Genomic DNA, 16,519 nt, shown 5'->3' with positions numbered 1-16,519 from the left:
CTCAAAATATGGATTATCAAGGCATTTTTGAATGAGCGGATTGACCGGTTTCGACATGATCGTGCTTGCGCTGATTTTCGGCGGGGCGGTGCTTGGCTATTTCCGTGGCTTTGCGCAAGAAGCCCTGTCGCTGATGGCGCTCGCGGCTGCCGTCATCGCGCTGCGTCTGTTCCACACGCCCGTCACCGAATGGCTTATTCCCAAAATCGGCACCGAAAGCGGGGCGATGGTGCTGGCCTTTTTCATCGTGTTCGGCGGCGTATTGGGGCTGGGCAAACTGATTGCGCGCAAGATCGGCAAATCGAGCCGCGAAAGCTTTGTCGGCCCGTTCGACCGTGTGTTGGGCGTCGGCTTCGGGATGCTCAAAGGCCTGATCATTTCGACCATCGGCTTGCTGCTCTTCTTCATGGTCTATGATTTCATCTATGGCACCACCGCCGAGCGGCCTCAATGGTTACAGGAAAGCCGCACCTATCCGCTGCTGCGCGCCACCGGCGTTGAAATTGCCGACCTGGTGAAAGCACAGCAGCAAGGCGCGCCTGCCAGCGGTCCAGCAACCCCTGCAAAATAATAAGGCCGTTCCCCATAATATTCGCACCCCTCATAAATGATATGCGCGAGGGGCTTGCGGGAAGCGGAGTCTCGCTCCTATGGCAAGCGCATGGCGACGCCCCTTTACACGACGGAAATTTTGCGGCTCGCATCCGAAACGATCCACTGGCCGAGCTTGGATAACCCGCGCTTTTCGGTGGAGCGGCGTGCGGCTCTATGCGGCAGTTCGCTGCTCCTCGATCTTGAAACCGACAGCGACGGACGGATTGCGGCCATCGGGATGCGCCCGCAAAGCTGCGCGATGGGGCAGGCGTCCGCCACGATTTTCGCGCGCCATGCGAAGGGCAAGGATGCTGCCGCCATCCGTGCGGCGCACGAGGCGCTGCAAAATTGGTTGGGCGGCAAAAGCGATGCGCCCGACTGGCCGGACATAGAAATGCTAAGCGCGGCGCGGGACTATCCGGCGCGGCATGGCGCGATTTTATTGCCTTATGTCGCCGCGCGCGCGGCGCTTGAAGGGGAAAGATGATGGCCGCTGGCACCGTCGATACGACCGCACTTTTGTTGCAGGAAGGCGTCATCATGCTCGGCGCGGCCTTGGGTGCGGTGCTGATATTCCGGCGCTTCGGGCTAGGCTCGGTATTGGGCTATCTGATCGCGGGCGCGCTGATCGGGCCGCAAGTGCTGGGGCTTGTCGGCGGCGGAGAAACCAAGCTTGCGACCGCAGAGCTTGGCATTGTCCTCCTCCTCTTCCTCGTCGGGCTCGAACTTAATCTCGACCGTTTGTGGCGGTTGAAGCGCGAAATTTTCGGATTGGGCCTGACCCAAGTGGTGGTTGCAGGGCTTGCGCTCACCGCGCTTGTTTATTTGTCCTCCAGCTTCTCCCCCGCTGCGGCGCTTGCCTTGGGCCTGCCGCTCGCGCTCTCTTCGACCGCACAGGTTTTGCCGGGGCTTAAATCATCGGGGCGCATCAACTCGCCCTTTGGCGAGCGCGCCTTTTCGATCCTGTTGATGCAGGATCTCGCGATCGTCCCGCTCATTACGATCATCGCGGCCTTGTCGCGCGCGCCCGCTGACCCCAATGCCCCTCCCGGCTATATGGTCGCCATCTATACGGTCGGCGCGATCGTCGCGCTGGTGCTGGCGGGACGGTTCATATTGAGGCCGCTGCTGCGCATTGTCGGCCGCTTGGGTGAGCAGGAATTATTCATTGTCGTTGCGCTGTTCACCGTGATGGCCGCCGCCGCCCTCATGCACGCGCTGCACCTGTCCACCGCTTTGGGGGCCTTTATCGCAGGCGTGATGCTCGCCGATTCGCCCTATCGCCACGAGATAGAAGCCGATGTCGAACCGTTCCGCCAGATATTGCTCGGCATGTTCTTTGTCGCGGTCGGCATGGTGTTGGACCTCCATGCGGTGCTCGCCAACCCGCTTTATGTGGTCGGCATGGCGTTCGGGCTGGTCATCGTCAAAATCGCGGTCCTGTTCGGGGTCGCGCGGATATTCGGCATGGAAAGCAAGGGCGCACTCGCGCTCGCCTTGCTCTTGTCGCAAGCGGGCGAATTCGGCTTTGTCCTGTTCAAACAGGCGCAGGAAGCCTTGCTCATCGACCCCAGCGCGGCGAGCCTTTATGGCGCGATTGTCACGCTGTCGATGGCGACCACGCCGTTCCTGATGATGTTCGCCCGCCGCTTTGAAATGGAAGCGCGCGAGGATGGCGAAAATTTTGAAGGACCGGAACAGGCCGAGCGCAACAAGGTGCTGGTCATCGGCTATGGCCGTTTCGGGCAGATGGTTGCGCAAATGCTCAATGCCGCAGGGGCCAAGGTCACGCTCATCGACAAAAAGCCGCGCCAGATCGAATTGTCGCAGAAATTCGACAGCAAAGTCTATTTTGGCGACGGATTGCGGCTTGACCTGTTACGGCGCGCAGGGGCGGACGAGGCCGAACTCATCCTGTTTTGCACCGACGATGCGGGCATGACCGCCAAGGATGTCGAGCCTATCGTCCACGCCTTCCCGCACGCCAAAATCTATGCGCGCATTTATGACCGGCGGCAGGCCGTCGATATGGAAGGATCGGGGCTGACCGGCACGATCCGCGAAGTTTATGAAAGCGCGATTGCGATGGGCATTTTGGCGCTGCAATCGCTCGATACCCCGACCGATGAAATTCACGACATTGAACGGGCGGTGCGCTTGATGGATGCCGAGCGGCTGGACCTCCAGATAGCCGAGGGCGATTTGTCGGCAGGCTTGCATCTGCGTTTCCAACCGGGCGATGCGGGGCCGAGTTTCCAGGAAGTGCTGCAACGCGCACACGCCAAAAATGAAGCGCAATCAAGCGTGGGAGAATGTGGATGAGCGCGCGGGGACATAGTCTGTTTGTAGCCGCTGCTTTATCGGCGGCGCTTGCGGTCGCGGCAGGCGCGTTCGGCGCGCATGGCGCGGCCTCCCCCCAAGCCGCCGAGTGGCTGCGCACCGGCGCCCAATATCAGATGATCCATGCCGTCGCAGTGTTCGCGCTCGCGCTTGGCGGACGCTTCACCCGGCAAGGCTGGCTGATGCTGGCAGGCGCGGCGATTTTCGCGCTGACCCTCTACGCGATGGCGCTGGGCGGTCCGCGATGGTTGGGCGCTGTCACGCCGGTTGGCGGGATGTTTCTGATAGCCGCCTGGTTGTGGATTGCTTTTAGCGCGGCCTCAATGCCACGTCAGTCACTATAGTTCAGTCGATATGCCCGTCCGCTTTGCGCAGGTCATTATGGATGGCGGTGGCGGCAATCGCGCCGTGGCCCATCGCGACGCTGATCTGGTCGAGACATTCGACCGCATCGCCCGCAGCATAGACGCCTTTGACCGAGCTGCGCTGTTCAGTGTCGGTTTTGAAACAGGTCTCGTCGCATAAATCGACGCCAAGCATTTTGCCGAGTTCGTTGCGGGTTTCTGAACCCAGAGCGGGGTAGATGCTGTCAAAGTCGAGCGTGCGGGCGTCCTCCAAGGTGAGCCTCGCAATGTCGCCGTCAAAATCGAACGTGCGGATAGGGGTTGCTTCCCACGCAATGCCCGCTTCTTCCAAAGTGGCGCGGTCGCGCGCGTCGAGATCGCAGCTATAAAGGGCAAGCAGGGTGATGGCATCGCTATATTGGCGCAGGAACAAGGCTTCGGCCACGCCATGATCGGTGGAGCCAATCACCCCGATACGCTTGTCCTTCACCTCATAACCGTCGCAAATCGGGCAATAGCGTAAAAGCCCTTGTTCCAGCGCGCGGGCATGGACGGCCTCGTCGAGATCGGGGCGCAGATTGATGACGCCGGTTGCGAGTAGCAAGGTGCGGGCGGTGAGCGGGGCGGTGCCGGTAATGCTATCATCCTCCGCGCCATCGACGGTGACGGTGAAAAAATCGCCTTGCTTGCGCGCTGCGCTCACCCAGCCATGCTGTAATGTCGCGCCATATTTTTCGGCCTGCGCGCGCATATTGGCGAGCAAATCCCGTCCCTTTATCCCGTCGGGATAGCCCGGATGATTGTGCGAACGCGGGATCATTTCCATCCGCCCGCCGCCGCCATCTATCACCAGCACGCGGCGCCGGAAGCGCGCCAGATAGATGGCCGCGCTCAAACCGGCAGGGCCGCCGCCGATGATGATGCAGTCATACGGCGCCTGGGGCGCGTTCAATCAAGACCTCCGGCCTTGAGTTTGATTTTCTTTTTGACCACGGCGGCCGCTTTTTCTTCGCGTTTGCGGCGGTTGAACACGCTTTTCATATAGCGTAGGTCGGCAGGCGTCAGATGTTTTTCCGCCGCGACAAATTGCTCCTGCTCCTCCTCCTTTATGTGGTGGAGATATTCTTCATGCAGCACCGCAAAGCGTTTGAGCCAGCCGCTCTTGCCCATATCGCGCGCGGCAAGGTCGGCGAACATATCGTCGAGCGCCTTATGTTCGGCGACCGCATGGCGGCCATCGGGCGTGGTCGCGGGGTTGCGTAGGACGCTCGACCATAAGGCCTGTTCTTCGGCGGCGGCATGGGCCGCGACATCCTTCGCCAATTCCTTGAACAATTTCTGGCGGTCCTTGGATTTGCCTTCGGTTTCGGCGATCATTGCGAACAAGGCGCGATGCTTGTCATGATCTTCGACCAGCCGCCCGAACAGGTCCGGATTGCCGCGAAATTTGGTGCGCGGCGTGCTGCCGATGCGCGCGGCAAGGTCGGGCGCGAGCGCCTTTGCTTTGGCGATGCTCTTGGCTTTAGCCTGTTTGGGTGCGGTCTTGCCCGCATTTTTGGTCGCAATGCTTTTCGTCGCCGTTTTTCCGGTCGCCATTCATCCCTCCATCTAAGCTTTTCTTTTCAAAGCATGAGCCCGCTTTTGGTTGCATAGGGGGGTGGACGGGAGGGGAAGGCAAGCGGGGCAAACGGAAAGATGTGTAAGAAAAGGGTTCACGCGGAGGCGCGGAGACGCGGAGCGGTAGAGGCAGAAATTCCGGCGCGAACGCGCCCCTCTTTTTCTCATAAGATTAAGGGACGGCGATAGGGTTCCCCACCAAACCAAAACCTCTGCGCCCTTTGCGTCTCTGCGTGAACCCTTTCCCCTTTACCCCCTCCGCGTCTCCGCGCCTCCGCGAGAACCCAACTAACACAGACGCAAAACCAACCCCCTGAACCGGTCGTCGCTTCCCCGCGCGAAAAGGCCGGTTATGCTTTCGCCCTTGGCAGGCGAGGCTGGCTGGGCTACCCGCCGCGCCCATGAGTGCATCCAAATCCACCGATCCGACCATGTTGAGCCGCCTTTATGGCCGCGTCAAAGGCCATAAGCTGCGCCCGGGGCAGCAGGAGTTGGTTGACCAATTGCTCCCCGCCATTGCGGTCCCCGCGGAAGGGCCGGTGACGGCGGAAGGCCTGTTCGGTTATGACCGGCCCTTGCATTTCGAAATCGGGTTCGGCGGCGGCGAGCATATGGCCTATCGCGCCGATATGTTGCCCGACCACGGCTTTATCGGGGCCGAGCCGTTCCTCAATGGCGTGGTGTCCGCGCTCGGCCATGTGCGCGACCGGCACTTGCCCAATATCCGCCTGCATATGGGCGATGCGCTTGATGTGCTGGGGCGTATTCCCGACGGGGCGCTTTCCTTTGTCTATCTGCTCCACCCCGACCCTTGGCCCAAAGCACGCCACGCCAAGCGTCGCATGATGAATGATGGCCCGGTCGATATGATCGCGGCCAAACTTAAACCCGGCGGCGAATTCCGTTTCGGCACCGACCATCCGGTCTATGTGCGTCACGCGATGATGGTCATGGCCCGCCACGAGCATCAGTTTGAATGGCTGGCGCAAAGCCCCAAGGATTTCCTCAGCCGCCCCGGCGGCTGGCCCGAAACCCGCTATGAAGCCAAAGCCCGCGACGTCGGCCATGATGTCTGGTATTTCCGCTATCGTAAGCGGTAGCGCACCGGTTTCGTGCCGCGCCGCGCTCCACCAAAATCTTGACAATCGCACCTTGTGACGTATATATATGCGTCAGGAGATGCTTATGCCCTACGCGCTATCTTTGCAATCCAAGCCCGTTGCACCGCACGGGCTCCAGAATTTCGCCGATGAGGAGGACCGCAAGCGGCTCACCCCGGCGGCGGTCAAGGCCTTGCTCCGTCTGGTCGAGGCGTGGGATGGCAGCAATGCGCAAGGCGCGGCGCTGCTCGGCGTGTCGGACAGCACTTGGGACCGGATGAAGGCGGGTAAATGGGACGGCGTGTTGAGCCAGGACCAACTGACCCGCGCGTCCGCGCTCATCGGCATTTTCAAAGGCCTGCACCTGCTTTTTGCCGACAGCATGGCGGACCGCTGGCCCCGGCTTGCCAATCGCGGACCGATTTTTGACCGGCGCAGCCCGATCGAGGCGATGATCGAAGGGGGCATCCCACGTATGCTTGAAACCCGCCAATATATTGACGCATTGCGTGGCGGATTCTGACGAAGGCGCGATTGACGGCGTTCCGCTGATACGGGATGCTTTCCCGCGCACGGTGCGGTTGGTTTCGAGCGCGCGACTGCGTGAAGCGGTGTTGACCCCGCTTGCCGATGGCGAAGAGGCGCTTGCGCTTCTGGCCGAAATCGAAGGGGCGACGAGCAGCCGCCTGATCGCACAGGAGCGGGGGTTAAGCGGGCTGAATTCCGACGAGCTTGTCCACGGCGTCCCGCACGCCAAATTCATCAATGCCAGCTTCGCTTATGCCAAGCCGCGCCAGCCGATGCGTTTCAATCCGGCAAATCGCGGGGCGTGGTATGCGGCGCTCCATGTCGATACCTGTATCGCCGAGGTGGGTTTCCACCTGACGCGGGCGTTGGCAGATGCCGGTGATTTCAACGCTGTCGTCGATTATTGCGAGATGTGGGCGAGCATGGCGGGCCTGTTTGCCGACTTGCGACAACGACCCGGCCATAAGAGCCTCGATCCCGATATGGCTGTCGGTTATCCGGCGGGCAATGCTTTTGCGGCGGCCGTCCGCGCGGGCGGCCATAATGGCATCCTCTACCCGTCGGTGCGCGCGCAAGGCGGCACCTGTTTCGTGGCGCTATGGCCCAATGTGGTCCAATCGGTCGCGCAAGGTGCAATGATGCGCCTCACCTGGTCGGGCACAGCGGGCTATGATGTGGTGCGGCTGTAGTAATTGTTAAGATTTAAAATTTAATCTTGGCCCCATGTCCAGTGAATCGCGTACCCGCCTTGCCGTTCTTATCGACGCCGATAATGCGTCAGCGCGGATATGTGCGCGCCTGTTCGAAGAAATTGCCAAGATTGGCGAGGCCAGCGTCCGGCGCATTTATGGCGACTTTTCGAAACCGCAACTCAAGCCTTGGGTCGATATTCTGGCCCGGCACGCTATCCGGCCGCACCAGAATTTCGCTTATACGACCGGTAAAAATGCGTCCGACATTGCGCTGGTGATTGACGCGATGGACCTGTTGCATAGCGGGCGTTTCGACGCTTTTTGCCTTGTATCGTCGGACAGCGATTTCACCGGCCTTGCCGCACGCATCCGCGAACAGGGCGTGGATGTCTATGGCTTTGGCGAGCAGAAAACGCCGCAAAGCTTCCGTCAGGCCTGCCACCGCTTCATCTACACCGAAAATCTGATGTCGCCCGATGCCCCGGTCGCGGCCAATGAAATAAAGGCTGCCCCGGAAGCCAAGAAGGAAGCGCCCAGCAAGGCGGTTCCGCTCATCCGCAAAGCGATTGCGCAACTGGACAATGATGATGGCTGGGTGATGCTGGGCTTGGTAGGCAGCCGCCTTGCACAACTCACCACCGATTTTGACCCGCGCACTTATGGTCATACCAAACTCAGCGATTTGGTGGTGAAGAGCGGCGGGTTTGACTCGCGCCGTGCGGCATCCGGCCACTACCAGATCCGCGCGAGATAGGCCGGATTGTCTGCACCGACCTGTTAGGGGGGCGCCTATCCGCCCGCCATTTCGTCGGCCAGCACTTTTTGGACCACCGGATCGGCGGCGAGGCGGTCCATCAGGGCTTTGACATTGGGATAATCTTTGAGCCCTCCCGGCACTTTGGCGACCGCCCAGCGCAGCATCGGAAACGCATAAGCGTCGATGACCGACAGTCCGCCATCCAAAATCCATTCGCGGCCCGCCATATGCGCGTCGAGGAAGGCCAATTGCTTGCGCACCAAGGCAACACCCGCCTCGGCCGCCGCCGCCAGCGCGGCATCGCTGCTATCGACCGTATAGCGGGCGGGCGAAAAGATCGGCCAGAAAGCCGCGTGCATATCGGAGGTAAAGAAGGACGACCAGCGATGCAGTTCGGCTTGCGCGCGCAAATCGGGTGCGCCGCCTAACCCGGCTTCCGGATATTTGGCGGCCAGATATTCAAGGATTGCGCCGGCCTGCGTCAAGGTCCAGCCATCCTCTTCGCGCAACGCCGGCACCGCGCCGGTCGGGTTGATTTCCTTATAGGCATCCGACCCCAATTCGACGCGCACCGCCTCATAAGGCGCGCCAATCCATTCCAGCACAATATGCGGCGCGAGCGAGCAGGCACCGGGCGAATAGAAAAGCGTGGTCATGAAGGAATCTCCGCAAAAATAGGGGCCATCGGGAAAGCGCAGGCGGCACATATGATGCCCCTGCCACACAGCCTTTCTATGTTTGAACAAGCCATCGGTTCCCGCCTATCCACGGTAACGGCCCCGCAACGGCGGCTGACCGCGAGGGTAAGGCGGATAAGCGGATGGATATGGATGGTTGGGCGGGGGCAGTCTCGTGGCGCTCTATGCGGCTTATATGCCCGCATCTTCAGGTGGGGAGCCTTTGTTTGTGCGGTCTGAGTTTATGCGATCTGTGTTTATGCGATCTGTTGATGCGCAGATAGACCTACCCACACACCGCCATTTAAATCTACCCACCCACCGTCATTGCGAGGAGGCGAAGCCGACGCGGCAATCCAGCGTTGCGTAGCGCGACTATGGATTGCTTCGTCACTCCGTTCCTCGCAATGACGATGAGATAAATAACACCAAGCCTACCTCAAGCCTACCCAAAACCGCAGTCCTGAGCTTGTCGAAGGACGCCCATCCGCCAGATCCGTCCTTCGACAATCGTAGGGCTACGGTTCAATTTTGGGGCTAAATTTACCCATCAAGGCTGGGTAATCGACGGCGGGTCGGAGCCGTCCATCGAATCATCCAACTCCCGATCCAGTTCGCGCGATTCCGCTTTTTTGGTGAGCGCATCCTTTTGCTTGGCCTTCTCGTCCGCACGCGCCGCTTCCGCGTCCAACCGGGCTTTATCCTTCTTGCCCTCTTCCTCGGCATGGCCCGCATTGGCCTGCACCGCTTCATTCTTTTCCTGATTGGTCCGATTCTGGTCGGTCATCGTCTGTCTCCTTCACCCAGCCAACGGGCGGCAAGGCAGAAGGGTTCCACAAACCCACAGTAATACGTCTCTTTTTGCAAAGGTTAAGGGGGTATGTAACCTTTCACCCAGACTTATAGTTACAGGGGTATGTAACTTTAAGATGTTCCTTCACTGCGACCACGTGCATGACACACATGACATAAACGCCCTCCCAACCCTCCCGAAGTCACAAACCCACTCACCAGCAAACCCGGCATGGCTTTAAGGGGAGGGTGTAGGAAAGGGGAAAATGGGGGGAGAGACTTAATCCCAAATATTGTCGAGATATTGCGCTCCATGGAGCAGGCGAACGATTTCGACGTCGCTTTTGCGCAAGCGATAGAGGATCAGATAATTTCCGACCGTAAGACTGCGCGCGTCCGCCGCGATTTCGGGGCGGGCCGATTTCGGGAAAGTCGCGTAAGCCTTCTGCGGCGTCCCATAACCGTTCGAGAAGCGCGCTTGCGGCAGGCTCATGGTCGGCAGCAATGAAGCGGTAGATGGCGCCAAGGTCGGCCTCTGCGGACGGAAGCCAGATAAGGCGCGGCATTATGCGCCGCGCGCCTTGGCCTTGATCGCCTCCAAATCGGCGCGGATCAGTTCCCACACTTCACCACTCGCAAGGCCGTCTTTCCACGCTGTTCGCAATTCGGCGACAAAGGCCGACCGCTCCTGCCGCTCGCGTCGCCACAACCGCAACGCATCGCGCATCACCTCGCTAGTCGTCGCAAACTCCCCGCTCTGCACCGCCGCCTGAACATCGGCCGCAAGGTCATCGGTAAGGGCAATGCTGATCTTTTGGACTTTGGCCATGGGGTGGGATGATAGTGGATGGTAGGAATAATTGCTACTAAAATGAAATTGACATAAGAACAAAGAGGGAACATTGTGTTTTTATGCTATGTGATGATTCATCTCGTCGACTTCGCGTTGACGGTAATGGTGGGAAAGATTAGTGCCCACGGCACATAATGTGGGTGTATTTTTGGGGGATAGATTGACGTCCGGACATGATCCTAGGGCGATAGCAAATGTAATGATCACATTTGCAAACCGACGCGAAATGCCAATTTGGAACGTTTCTGTTCAGAAATTGATGTATTTCGCGCACGCAAGCTTTTTGATTAGGCAGAGTAGGCCGTTAATCCGAGGGGCTTTTGAGGCTTGGGAATATGGTCCGGTTTGCAGGCCAGTATACAACGAGTTAAAATCTTATGGGCGCGAGCCTATCACGACCCTTATCCAACGTGTAGACCCCTTTACTGGTGAAATAACGATGCCCGCATTAGATGGCGATATAGAGGCTGACGATCATATTGCTGGCATAATGCGGACGATGGGACATTTACATCCCAATCAGCTCATCTCACTGAGTCATGTTCGCGACGGGGCGTGGTACGAAGTATGGAACAAAGCAAAAACAGGTGCTACAGTCGGTAATCGAATCAGCGACAAATTGACTGTCGAGCGATTCCATAAATTGAAGCTTGTTTTGACAGATGCGCCTGCCCAAGGGGGAATGGATGAAGCTACGCCGTTTGCCGGAAATTGACTTAGCAAAAGTTGCACATTTACCGGCTGAGGAGAAACGCATTCGATTGCGACGGTTCGGTGTCGGTGGCGGAGGGTGGTCTTATGATCCAGCACGTAGCCAAAGCTTTACTGTTGTTAACCCGCGCGATCCCTTGGGGCTTAGTGCGAACGCGCCTAAGATAGAGAATATTCTCAAAATCGTGAGGCAGGCTTGTCGATGTGACAATCAAGAGATTGCTTGTTTGGATGTGATCAAGCTGTTTCACAGTTGGTGTTCAGAAAATGTGACGGATGCGATCGAGCGACAGCTTCCAGCAATGTCCATCGGCTCTTGGGGAAGTGTCAGATATTGGGAAAATTTTATTCTTGTTGTTAATGGCAAGCCAACCCAAGTATTTACTGACCATCGACGGGGAACATCCGGTTTAGATTTTCTTGCTCGAAAATTTGTTTTTTCTATGATGCATGAGCATACGCGTTCCGTAGATCCGGACATGCTGGATGCGGAAAGGCTGATCCTGAAATTTCCGCAACACGGGAAAAAAGATCGCCAAATTGCCGAATATTTTGCTTCTGAAGTTGGCTTGTATTCTTTTGAAGAACTGTCAGCAATGATAGATGAAACTTATAAAATTTGGATTGAGGTCGAAGAAGAACGGCAAGCTGCTCCTCCCAAACGCCGTGCGGCAGGTGGCAGTCTTTTGTAGCCATCGGAGTAGATGGCTCGGACAGGTCGGGCAATTGGGAGGCTCACCCACCCCCCGACCATCGTCGCCCTTTGACTCTTTCGCCCAACGCGCTAAGGGGCAGGGCATCTATTTTCCACCTGAGTGCTTTGCGCTGGTTTGATGGTCCCTTGGCCCTGTTAGCGGGGCGGCTGCCTTAGAATATAGGGCGGATTTTGTGAGGGGGTGCGTCATTCCCCAAACCGGTCGCTATGCACCTTTTAAGAACGAGGGACGCATCTCATGACTGCTGTTGGACAGGACGCTTTGGGCGCGCGCGCTACGCTGGACGTAGGCGGCAAGCACTATGCTTATTATTCGCTCAAAAAGGCTGCCGAAAAATTTGGCGATGTGTCGCGCCTGCCTTTTTCGATGAAGGTGCTGCTCGAAAATCTGCTGCGTTTTGAAGATGGTGGCTTCACCGTCGGCGACGAGCATATCAAGGCGCTCGTCGATTGGCAGAATAATCCCACGTCGAACACGGAAATCCAGTACCGCCCCGCGCGCGTATTGCTTCAGGATTTCACCGGCGTTCCGTGCGTGGTCGATTTGGCCGCGATGCGCGATGCGATTGCGAAGCTTGGCGGTGATACCTCCAAGATCAACCCGCTGGTGCCCGTCCACCTCGTCATCGACCACTCGGTCATGGTTGATGAATTCGGTACCCCCAAGGCGTTCGAACAGAATGTCGAAATCGAATATTATCGCAACGGCGAACGCTATGACTTTTTGAAATGGGGATCGAAGAGCCTCGACAATTTCAAGGCGGTCCCTCCCGGCACCGGCATTTGCCATCAGGTGAACCTTGAGCATATCGCGGGCGCGGTGTGGACGTCGCAAGATGCGAGCGGCGCGACGGTTGCTTATCCCGATACCTGTGTTGGCACCGACAGCCACACCACGATGATTAACGGCCTTGGCGTGCTTGGCTGGGGCGTTGGCGGGATCGAAGCCGAAGCCGCGATGCTCGGCCAGCCGGTCTCGATGCTCATCCCCGAAGTGGTCGGCTTCAAGCTCACCGGCGCATTGCCCGAAGGCATTACCGCGACCGACCTTGTGCTGACCTGCACCCAGATGCTGCGCGCCAAGGGCGTGGTCGGGCGCTTTGTGGAATATTATGGTCCGGGCCTTGCGTCCTTGAGCCTTGCTGATCGCGCGACGCTCGCCAACATGGCGCCGGAATATGGCGCGACCTGCGGCTTCTTCGGCATTGACGAAAAGACCATCGATTATCTGCGCCTCACCGGCCGCAGCGAAGAGCAGATTGCGCTGGTCGAAGCCTATGCCAAGGAACAGGGTCTGTGGCTCCACGCCGATATGCCGGATCCGGTTTTCACCGACACGCTCGAACTCGACATGTCGACGGTTGTGCCGAGCCTTGCCGGTCCCAAGCGTCCGCAGGATAAGGTTGCGTTGACGCAAGTTGATGACGTGTTCAACGGTGACCTTAAGAGCGTATACAATCATGACGGCTTCAAGCGCGTTGCGGTTGATGGCAAGCCCCATGACATTGGCGATGGCGACGTTGTGATTGCGGCGATTACGAGCTGCACCAACACATCGAACCCCAGCGTTCTTGTTGCCGCCGGTCTGGTCGCGCAAAAGGCGAATGAGCGCGGCATGAAGCCCAAGCCTTGGGTCAAGACCAGCCTTGCGCCAGGGTCTCAGGTTGTGACCGACTATCTGGAAAAGGCCGGACTGCAATCGCATCTCGACGCGATCGGTTTCAACCTTGTGGGTTATGGCTGCACCACCTGTATCGGTAACTCCGGCCCGCTCGCCGAGCCGATTTCAAAGGCGATCAACGAGAATGATATTGTTGCCGCGTCGGTCTTGTCGGGCAACCGCAACTTTGAAGGTCGTGTGTCGCCGGACGTGCGCGCCAACTTCCTTGCCTCGCCGCCGCTGGTGGTCGCTTATGCGCTTAAAGGCACGGTGACGGAGGATTTCACCTCGACCCCGATCGGTCAGGACAAGAATGGCAATGATGTGTTCCTGAAGGACATCTGGCCGACCAATGAGGAAGTCTCCGCGCTCATGCAAAATGCGGTGAGCCGCGATATGTTCGTCGCGCGCTATGCCGATGTGTATAAGGGCGACAAGCATTGGCAGGCGATCAATGTGACGGGTTCGGAAACCTATTCGTGGAATCCGGTGTCGACCTATGTGGCGAACCCGCCTTATTTTGACGGCATGGAAATGACGCCTGCGCCGGTGTCGGACATTATCGACGCGATGCCGCTCGCGATTTTGGGCGATTCAATCACCACCGACCATATTTCGCCGGCTGGCTCGATCAAGGCGGACTCGCCGGCGGGCCAATGGCTGATGGAGCATCAGGTCGCCAAGGCCGACTTCAACTCTTACGGGAGCCGTCGTGGCCATCATGATGTGATGGTGCGCGGGACGTTCGCCAATATCCGCATCCGCAACGAAATGGTGCCGGGCGTCGAAGGCGGCATGAGCCGCTATCAGGGCGAAGTCATGCCAATCTATGATGTCGCGATGAAATATAAGGAAGAGGGTAAGCCCCTCGTCGTTATCGCGGGCAAGGAATATGGCACCGGATCGTCGCGCGACTGGGCGGCCAAGGGCACCAATTTGCTGGGCGTCAAAGCCGTGATCGTCGAAAGCTTTGAACGCATCCACCGGTCGAACCTTGTCGGTATGGGCGTGCTGCCCTTGCAGTTCAAGGATGGCGAAACCCGCGAAACGCTGGGCCTGACGGGCGATGACAGCTTCACCATTGTCGGCATTGCCGATTTGCAGCCGCGTCAGGACGTGCAAGTCGAAGTCACCCGCCCGGATGGCACCCGTGTGACCTTCACCGCGCTCTGCCGCATCGATACCGCCAATGAACTGGAATATTTCATGAATGGCGGCATCTTGCAGTATGTGCTGCGCAAATTGGCGGCGTAAGGAAGCCCTACATTCCGTCATTGCGAGGAGCGCAAGCGACGAAGCAATCCAGGGCGGTTTACGCCGGCTCTGGATTGCTTCGCTTACGCTCGCAATGACGATAGGTTATTTGTCCGTTTTCACCCGTTAGCCCTGAGCCTGTCGAAGGGCGGGGGTAAGACAAGCGCAATACTGACAAACGCCCTTCGACAAGCTCAGGGCTAACGGGTGGTGAGGGTGGCCGCGTGTCAAAATTCTGTGTGCCGGGCCAACCATCTGGTCAATTTGCGTCAAACACACTAAGGCCCGCGCCATGACTCGCTACATTGATGTAACCCCCGATACCCCGCGCGAGCGGATGAATGTTATCAAGCTTTATGGCCCTGACGCCTTTGCCGGGATGCGTGTTGCGGGGCAGATTTCCGCGCGGATATTGGATGATGTGGCAGGGCTTGTCGTGCCCGGCGTCACCACCACCGCGCTGGATGATTTCATCCGCACCAGCATCGAAGCTGCGGGCGCGACCGCTATCAATATCGGCTATAATGGCTATGCCCATGCAAGCTGTATTTCGGTCAATCATGTCGTGTGCCACGGCATCCCCGGCGACAAGATGCTGCATGAAGGCGATATTCTCAATATCGACATTACATCGGTGGTGGATGGCTGGCATGGCGATACCAGCCGTATGTATCTGGTCGGCACTGTGCCGATCAAAGCGCGCAAACTGGTCGATGTGACCTATGAATGTCTGATGCTCGGTATCGAACAGGCCAAGCCCGGCAATCATTTGGGCGACATCGGCCATGCAATCCAGCGCCATGCGGAAAAGCATCGCTATAGCGTGGTGCGCGATTTTGTCGGGCATGGGGTGGGGTTGGTTTATCATGACCAGCCGGACGTCTATCATTATGGCCGCGCAGGGCAGGGGCCGGAACTGAAGCCCGGCATGATCTTCACCATCGAGCCGATGATCAATATCGGCAAGCCCGGCGTCAAAATCCTCGACGATGATTGGACCGCCGTCACCCGCGACCGCAGCCTGTCGGCGCAATTCGAACATAGTATCGGCATTACCGAAACGGGCTGTGAAATTTTCACAACCAGTCCCGGCGGGCTGCACCGCCCGCCTTATGCGGCGGCGTCATGAGGCATAGGGGGCAGGGATTTCCCCCTTACCCTTACGTCCGCGATTGCTTGACCCGATACATTTCCTGATCCGCGCGGGCGAGGAGCTGGTCCTCATTTTCCTCCGGCGTAATCATGATGCAGCCGATAGACGCGCTAAGCCCGAAGCGGCGGCCGCTAAATTCGATGTGCGTGTCCGCAATCACCCTATTGAGCCGCTGGCCCTTTTCGAGTGCTGCTTCCTCGTCAAGCTGGTCGAGCAACAGCGCAAATTCATCCCCGCCAATGCGCGCGGCAATGTCCGACGCGCGGATATTGGCGCGCAGCAATTCGGCGAGGCGCAACAGCGCGAAATCGCCCGCCGCATGGCCGTGCGCATCGTTAATCGCCTTTAATCCGTCCACGTCGATATAGAGGAGCGCGCAGGGCTGTTTATGCCGTTGCAACCGCGCCTTGCGCTTGATCAGCGCGTGCATGAAATAGCGCCGGTTATAAAGCGGGGTCAGCGTATCGCGGTCGACAATCCGTTCGAGTTCGGCGACCGCAATTTTCAACGTCTGATTTTCCCGGATCAGATTTTGCACCTGAAGGCGCAGCATTTCCACTTCTTCGGGAGAAGTTAGGGGCTTATGCCCTGTTGCTGTTCCTTTGGAGCGGCTTCCGCCTGCATCCATATTAACGCCCTGCCCCAATATTTGCACCGGAGATTCGTGCGAATCCGGTAAGGTTTTCTGCCTATTAGTTCATAGGGTTATCATGGATTAAACCATATTAGGAA

Annotated in this window: 19 protein-coding genes and 1 pseudogene; 12 read left to right on the top strand and 8 right to left on the bottom strand. The window is 58.3% G+C overall.

The window, feature by feature from the left end; translation table 11 throughout:
- The first annotated feature begins 31 nt into the window (after positions 1-31).
- From DMP17_RS07305 to DMP17_RS07290, 4 genes are all read left to right on the top strand, one after another.
- Complete coding sequence (locus DMP17_RS07305) at positions 32-571, top strand: CvpA family protein (RefSeq protein ID WP_337828403.1); 540 nt, start codon at positions 32-34, stop codon at positions 569-571.
- Positions 572-661: 90 nt separating this feature from the next.
- Entirely contained in the window at positions 662-1,081 is a 420-nt protein-coding gene (locus DMP17_RS07300) for an iron-sulfur cluster assembly scaffold protein (RefSeq protein WP_337828402.1), read from the top strand.
- A complete protein-coding gene (locus tag DMP17_RS07295; protein WP_337828401.1) occupies positions 1,081-2,916 on the top strand; it encodes a cation:proton antiporter domain-containing protein in 1,836 nt (611 codons plus the stop codon). Before DMP17_RS07300 ends, DMP17_RS07295 begins: the two co-directional genes overlap by 1 nt.
- Positions 2,913-3,278 (top strand): DUF423 domain-containing protein, encoded by a 366-nt coding sequence (locus DMP17_RS07290; RefSeq protein WP_337828400.1) that lies wholly within the window; start codon positions 2,913-2,915, stop codon positions 3,276-3,278. Before DMP17_RS07295 ends, DMP17_RS07290 begins: the two co-directional genes overlap by 4 nt.
- 1 nt (position 3,279) lies before the next feature.
- Here the strand turns inward: DMP17_RS07290 and DMP17_RS07285 are convergent, their stop codons facing one another.
- Both DMP17_RS07285 and DMP17_RS07280 read right to left on the bottom strand, forming a co-directional pair.
- The gene (locus tag DMP17_RS07285; protein WP_337828399.1) at positions 3,280-4,230 is read right to left on the bottom strand and encodes an NAD(P)/FAD-dependent oxidoreductase; all 951 of its coding nucleotides are present in this window, start codon (positions 4,228-4,230) and stop codon (positions 3,280-3,282) included.
- Positions 4,227-4,874, bottom strand: coding sequence for a hemerythrin domain-containing protein (locus DMP17_RS07280; protein WP_337828398.1), 648 nt, complete (start codon positions 4,872-4,874; stop codon positions 4,227-4,229). The genes DMP17_RS07285 and DMP17_RS07280 overlap by 4 nt, the downstream gene beginning before the upstream one ends.
- A 422-nt stretch (positions 4,875-5,296) precedes the next feature.
- On the opposite strand from DMP17_RS07280, the gene trmB reads away from it, so the two are divergent.
- The 4 genes from trmB to DMP17_RS07260 all read left to right on the top strand — a co-directional run bounded on the left by trmB (position 5,297) and on the right by DMP17_RS07260 (position 7,969).
- The gene (trmB, locus tag DMP17_RS07275; protein ID WP_337828397.1) at positions 5,297-5,995 is read left to right on the top strand and encodes a tRNA (guanine(46)-N(7))-methyltransferase TrmB; all 699 of its coding nucleotides are present in this window, start codon (positions 5,297-5,299) and stop codon (positions 5,993-5,995) included.
- Between the two features lie 67 nt (positions 5,996-6,062).
- Complete coding sequence (locus DMP17_RS07270; RefSeq protein WP_337828396.1) at positions 6,063-6,518, top strand: antitoxin Xre-like helix-turn-helix domain-containing protein; 456 nt, start codon at positions 6,063-6,065, stop codon at positions 6,516-6,518.
- Positions 6,505-7,212, top strand: a complete 708-nt coding sequence (locus DMP17_RS07265) for an RES family NAD+ phosphorylase (protein WP_337828395.1) — start codon at positions 6,505-6,507, stop codon at positions 7,210-7,212. Before DMP17_RS07270 ends, DMP17_RS07265 begins: the two co-directional genes overlap by 14 nt.
- A gap of 34 nt (positions 7,213-7,246) precedes the next feature.
- Positions 7,247-7,969, top strand: coding sequence for an NYN domain-containing protein (locus tag DMP17_RS07260; protein WP_337828394.1), 723 nt, complete (start codon positions 7,247-7,249; stop codon positions 7,967-7,969).
- 35 nt (positions 7,970-8,004) lie between these two features.
- Here DMP17_RS07260 and DMP17_RS07255 read toward each other — a convergent pair whose 3' ends face one another.
- From DMP17_RS07255 to DMP17_RS07240, 5 genes and pseudogenes are all read right to left on the bottom strand, one after another.
- A complete protein-coding gene (locus DMP17_RS07255; protein WP_337828393.1) occupies positions 8,005-8,628 on the bottom strand; it encodes a glutathione S-transferase family protein in 624 nt (207 codons plus the stop codon).
- A 571-nt stretch (positions 8,629-9,199) separates the two neighbouring features.
- Positions 9,200-9,436, bottom strand: a complete 237-nt coding sequence (locus tag DMP17_RS07250) for a hypothetical protein (protein ID WP_337828392.1) — start codon at positions 9,434-9,436, stop codon at positions 9,200-9,202.
- A gap of 285 nt (positions 9,437-9,721) precedes the next feature.
- Positions 9,722-9,928, bottom strand: a complete 207-nt coding sequence (locus tag DMP17_RS07245; protein ID WP_443217876.1) for a type II toxin-antitoxin system RelE/ParE family toxin — start codon at positions 9,926-9,928, stop codon at positions 9,722-9,724.
- Between the two features lie 4 nt (positions 9,929-9,932).
- Positions 9,933-10,007, bottom strand: a pseudogene (locus DMP17_RS46365) (hypothetical protein); the annotation flags it as partial.
- Entirely contained in the window at positions 10,007-10,270 is a 264-nt protein-coding gene (locus DMP17_RS07240) for a type II toxin-antitoxin system ParD family antitoxin (protein ID WP_337828390.1), read from the bottom strand. The pseudogene DMP17_RS46365 and the gene DMP17_RS07240, both read right to left, overlap by 1 nt.
- A gap of 223 nt (positions 10,271-10,493) precedes the next feature.
- On the opposite strand from DMP17_RS07240, the gene DMP17_RS07235 reads away from it, so the two are divergent.
- The 4 genes from DMP17_RS07235 (at position 10,494) to map (ending at position 15,763) form a co-directional block, all read left to right on the top strand.
- On the top strand, positions 10,494-11,009 hold the full coding sequence (locus DMP17_RS07235; RefSeq protein ID WP_337828389.1) for a Panacea domain-containing protein: 516 nt from the start codon (positions 10,494-10,496) through the stop codon (positions 11,007-11,009).
- Complete coding sequence (gene socB, locus DMP17_RS07230; protein ID WP_337828388.1) at positions 10,957-11,697, top strand: type VI toxin-antitoxin system SocB family DNA replication inhibitor toxin; 741 nt, start codon at positions 10,957-10,959, stop codon at positions 11,695-11,697. The genes DMP17_RS07235 and socB overlap by 53 nt, the downstream gene beginning before the upstream one ends.
- Before the next feature lie 261 nt (positions 11,698-11,958).
- A complete protein-coding gene (gene acnA, locus DMP17_RS07225; protein WP_337828387.1) occupies positions 11,959-14,634 on the top strand; it encodes an aconitate hydratase AcnA in 2,676 nt (891 codons plus the stop codon).
- Between the two features lie 292 nt (positions 14,635-14,926).
- On the top strand, positions 14,927-15,763 hold the full coding sequence (map, locus tag DMP17_RS07220; protein WP_337828386.1) for a type I methionyl aminopeptidase: 837 nt from the start codon (positions 14,927-14,929) through the stop codon (positions 15,761-15,763).
- A gap of 31 nt (positions 15,764-15,794) precedes the next feature.
- Here the strand turns inward: map and DMP17_RS07215 are convergent, their stop codons facing one another.
- Complete coding sequence (locus DMP17_RS07215) at positions 15,795-16,415, bottom strand: GGDEF domain-containing protein (RefSeq protein ID WP_337828385.1); 621 nt, start codon at positions 16,413-16,415, stop codon at positions 15,795-15,797.
- Positions 16,416-16,519: the final 104 nt, after the last annotated feature.

It is taken from the genome of Pseudonocardia sp. TMWB2A, from assembly GCF_017312135.1.
This window is presented reverse-complemented; position numbering and strand designations above follow the sequence as displayed.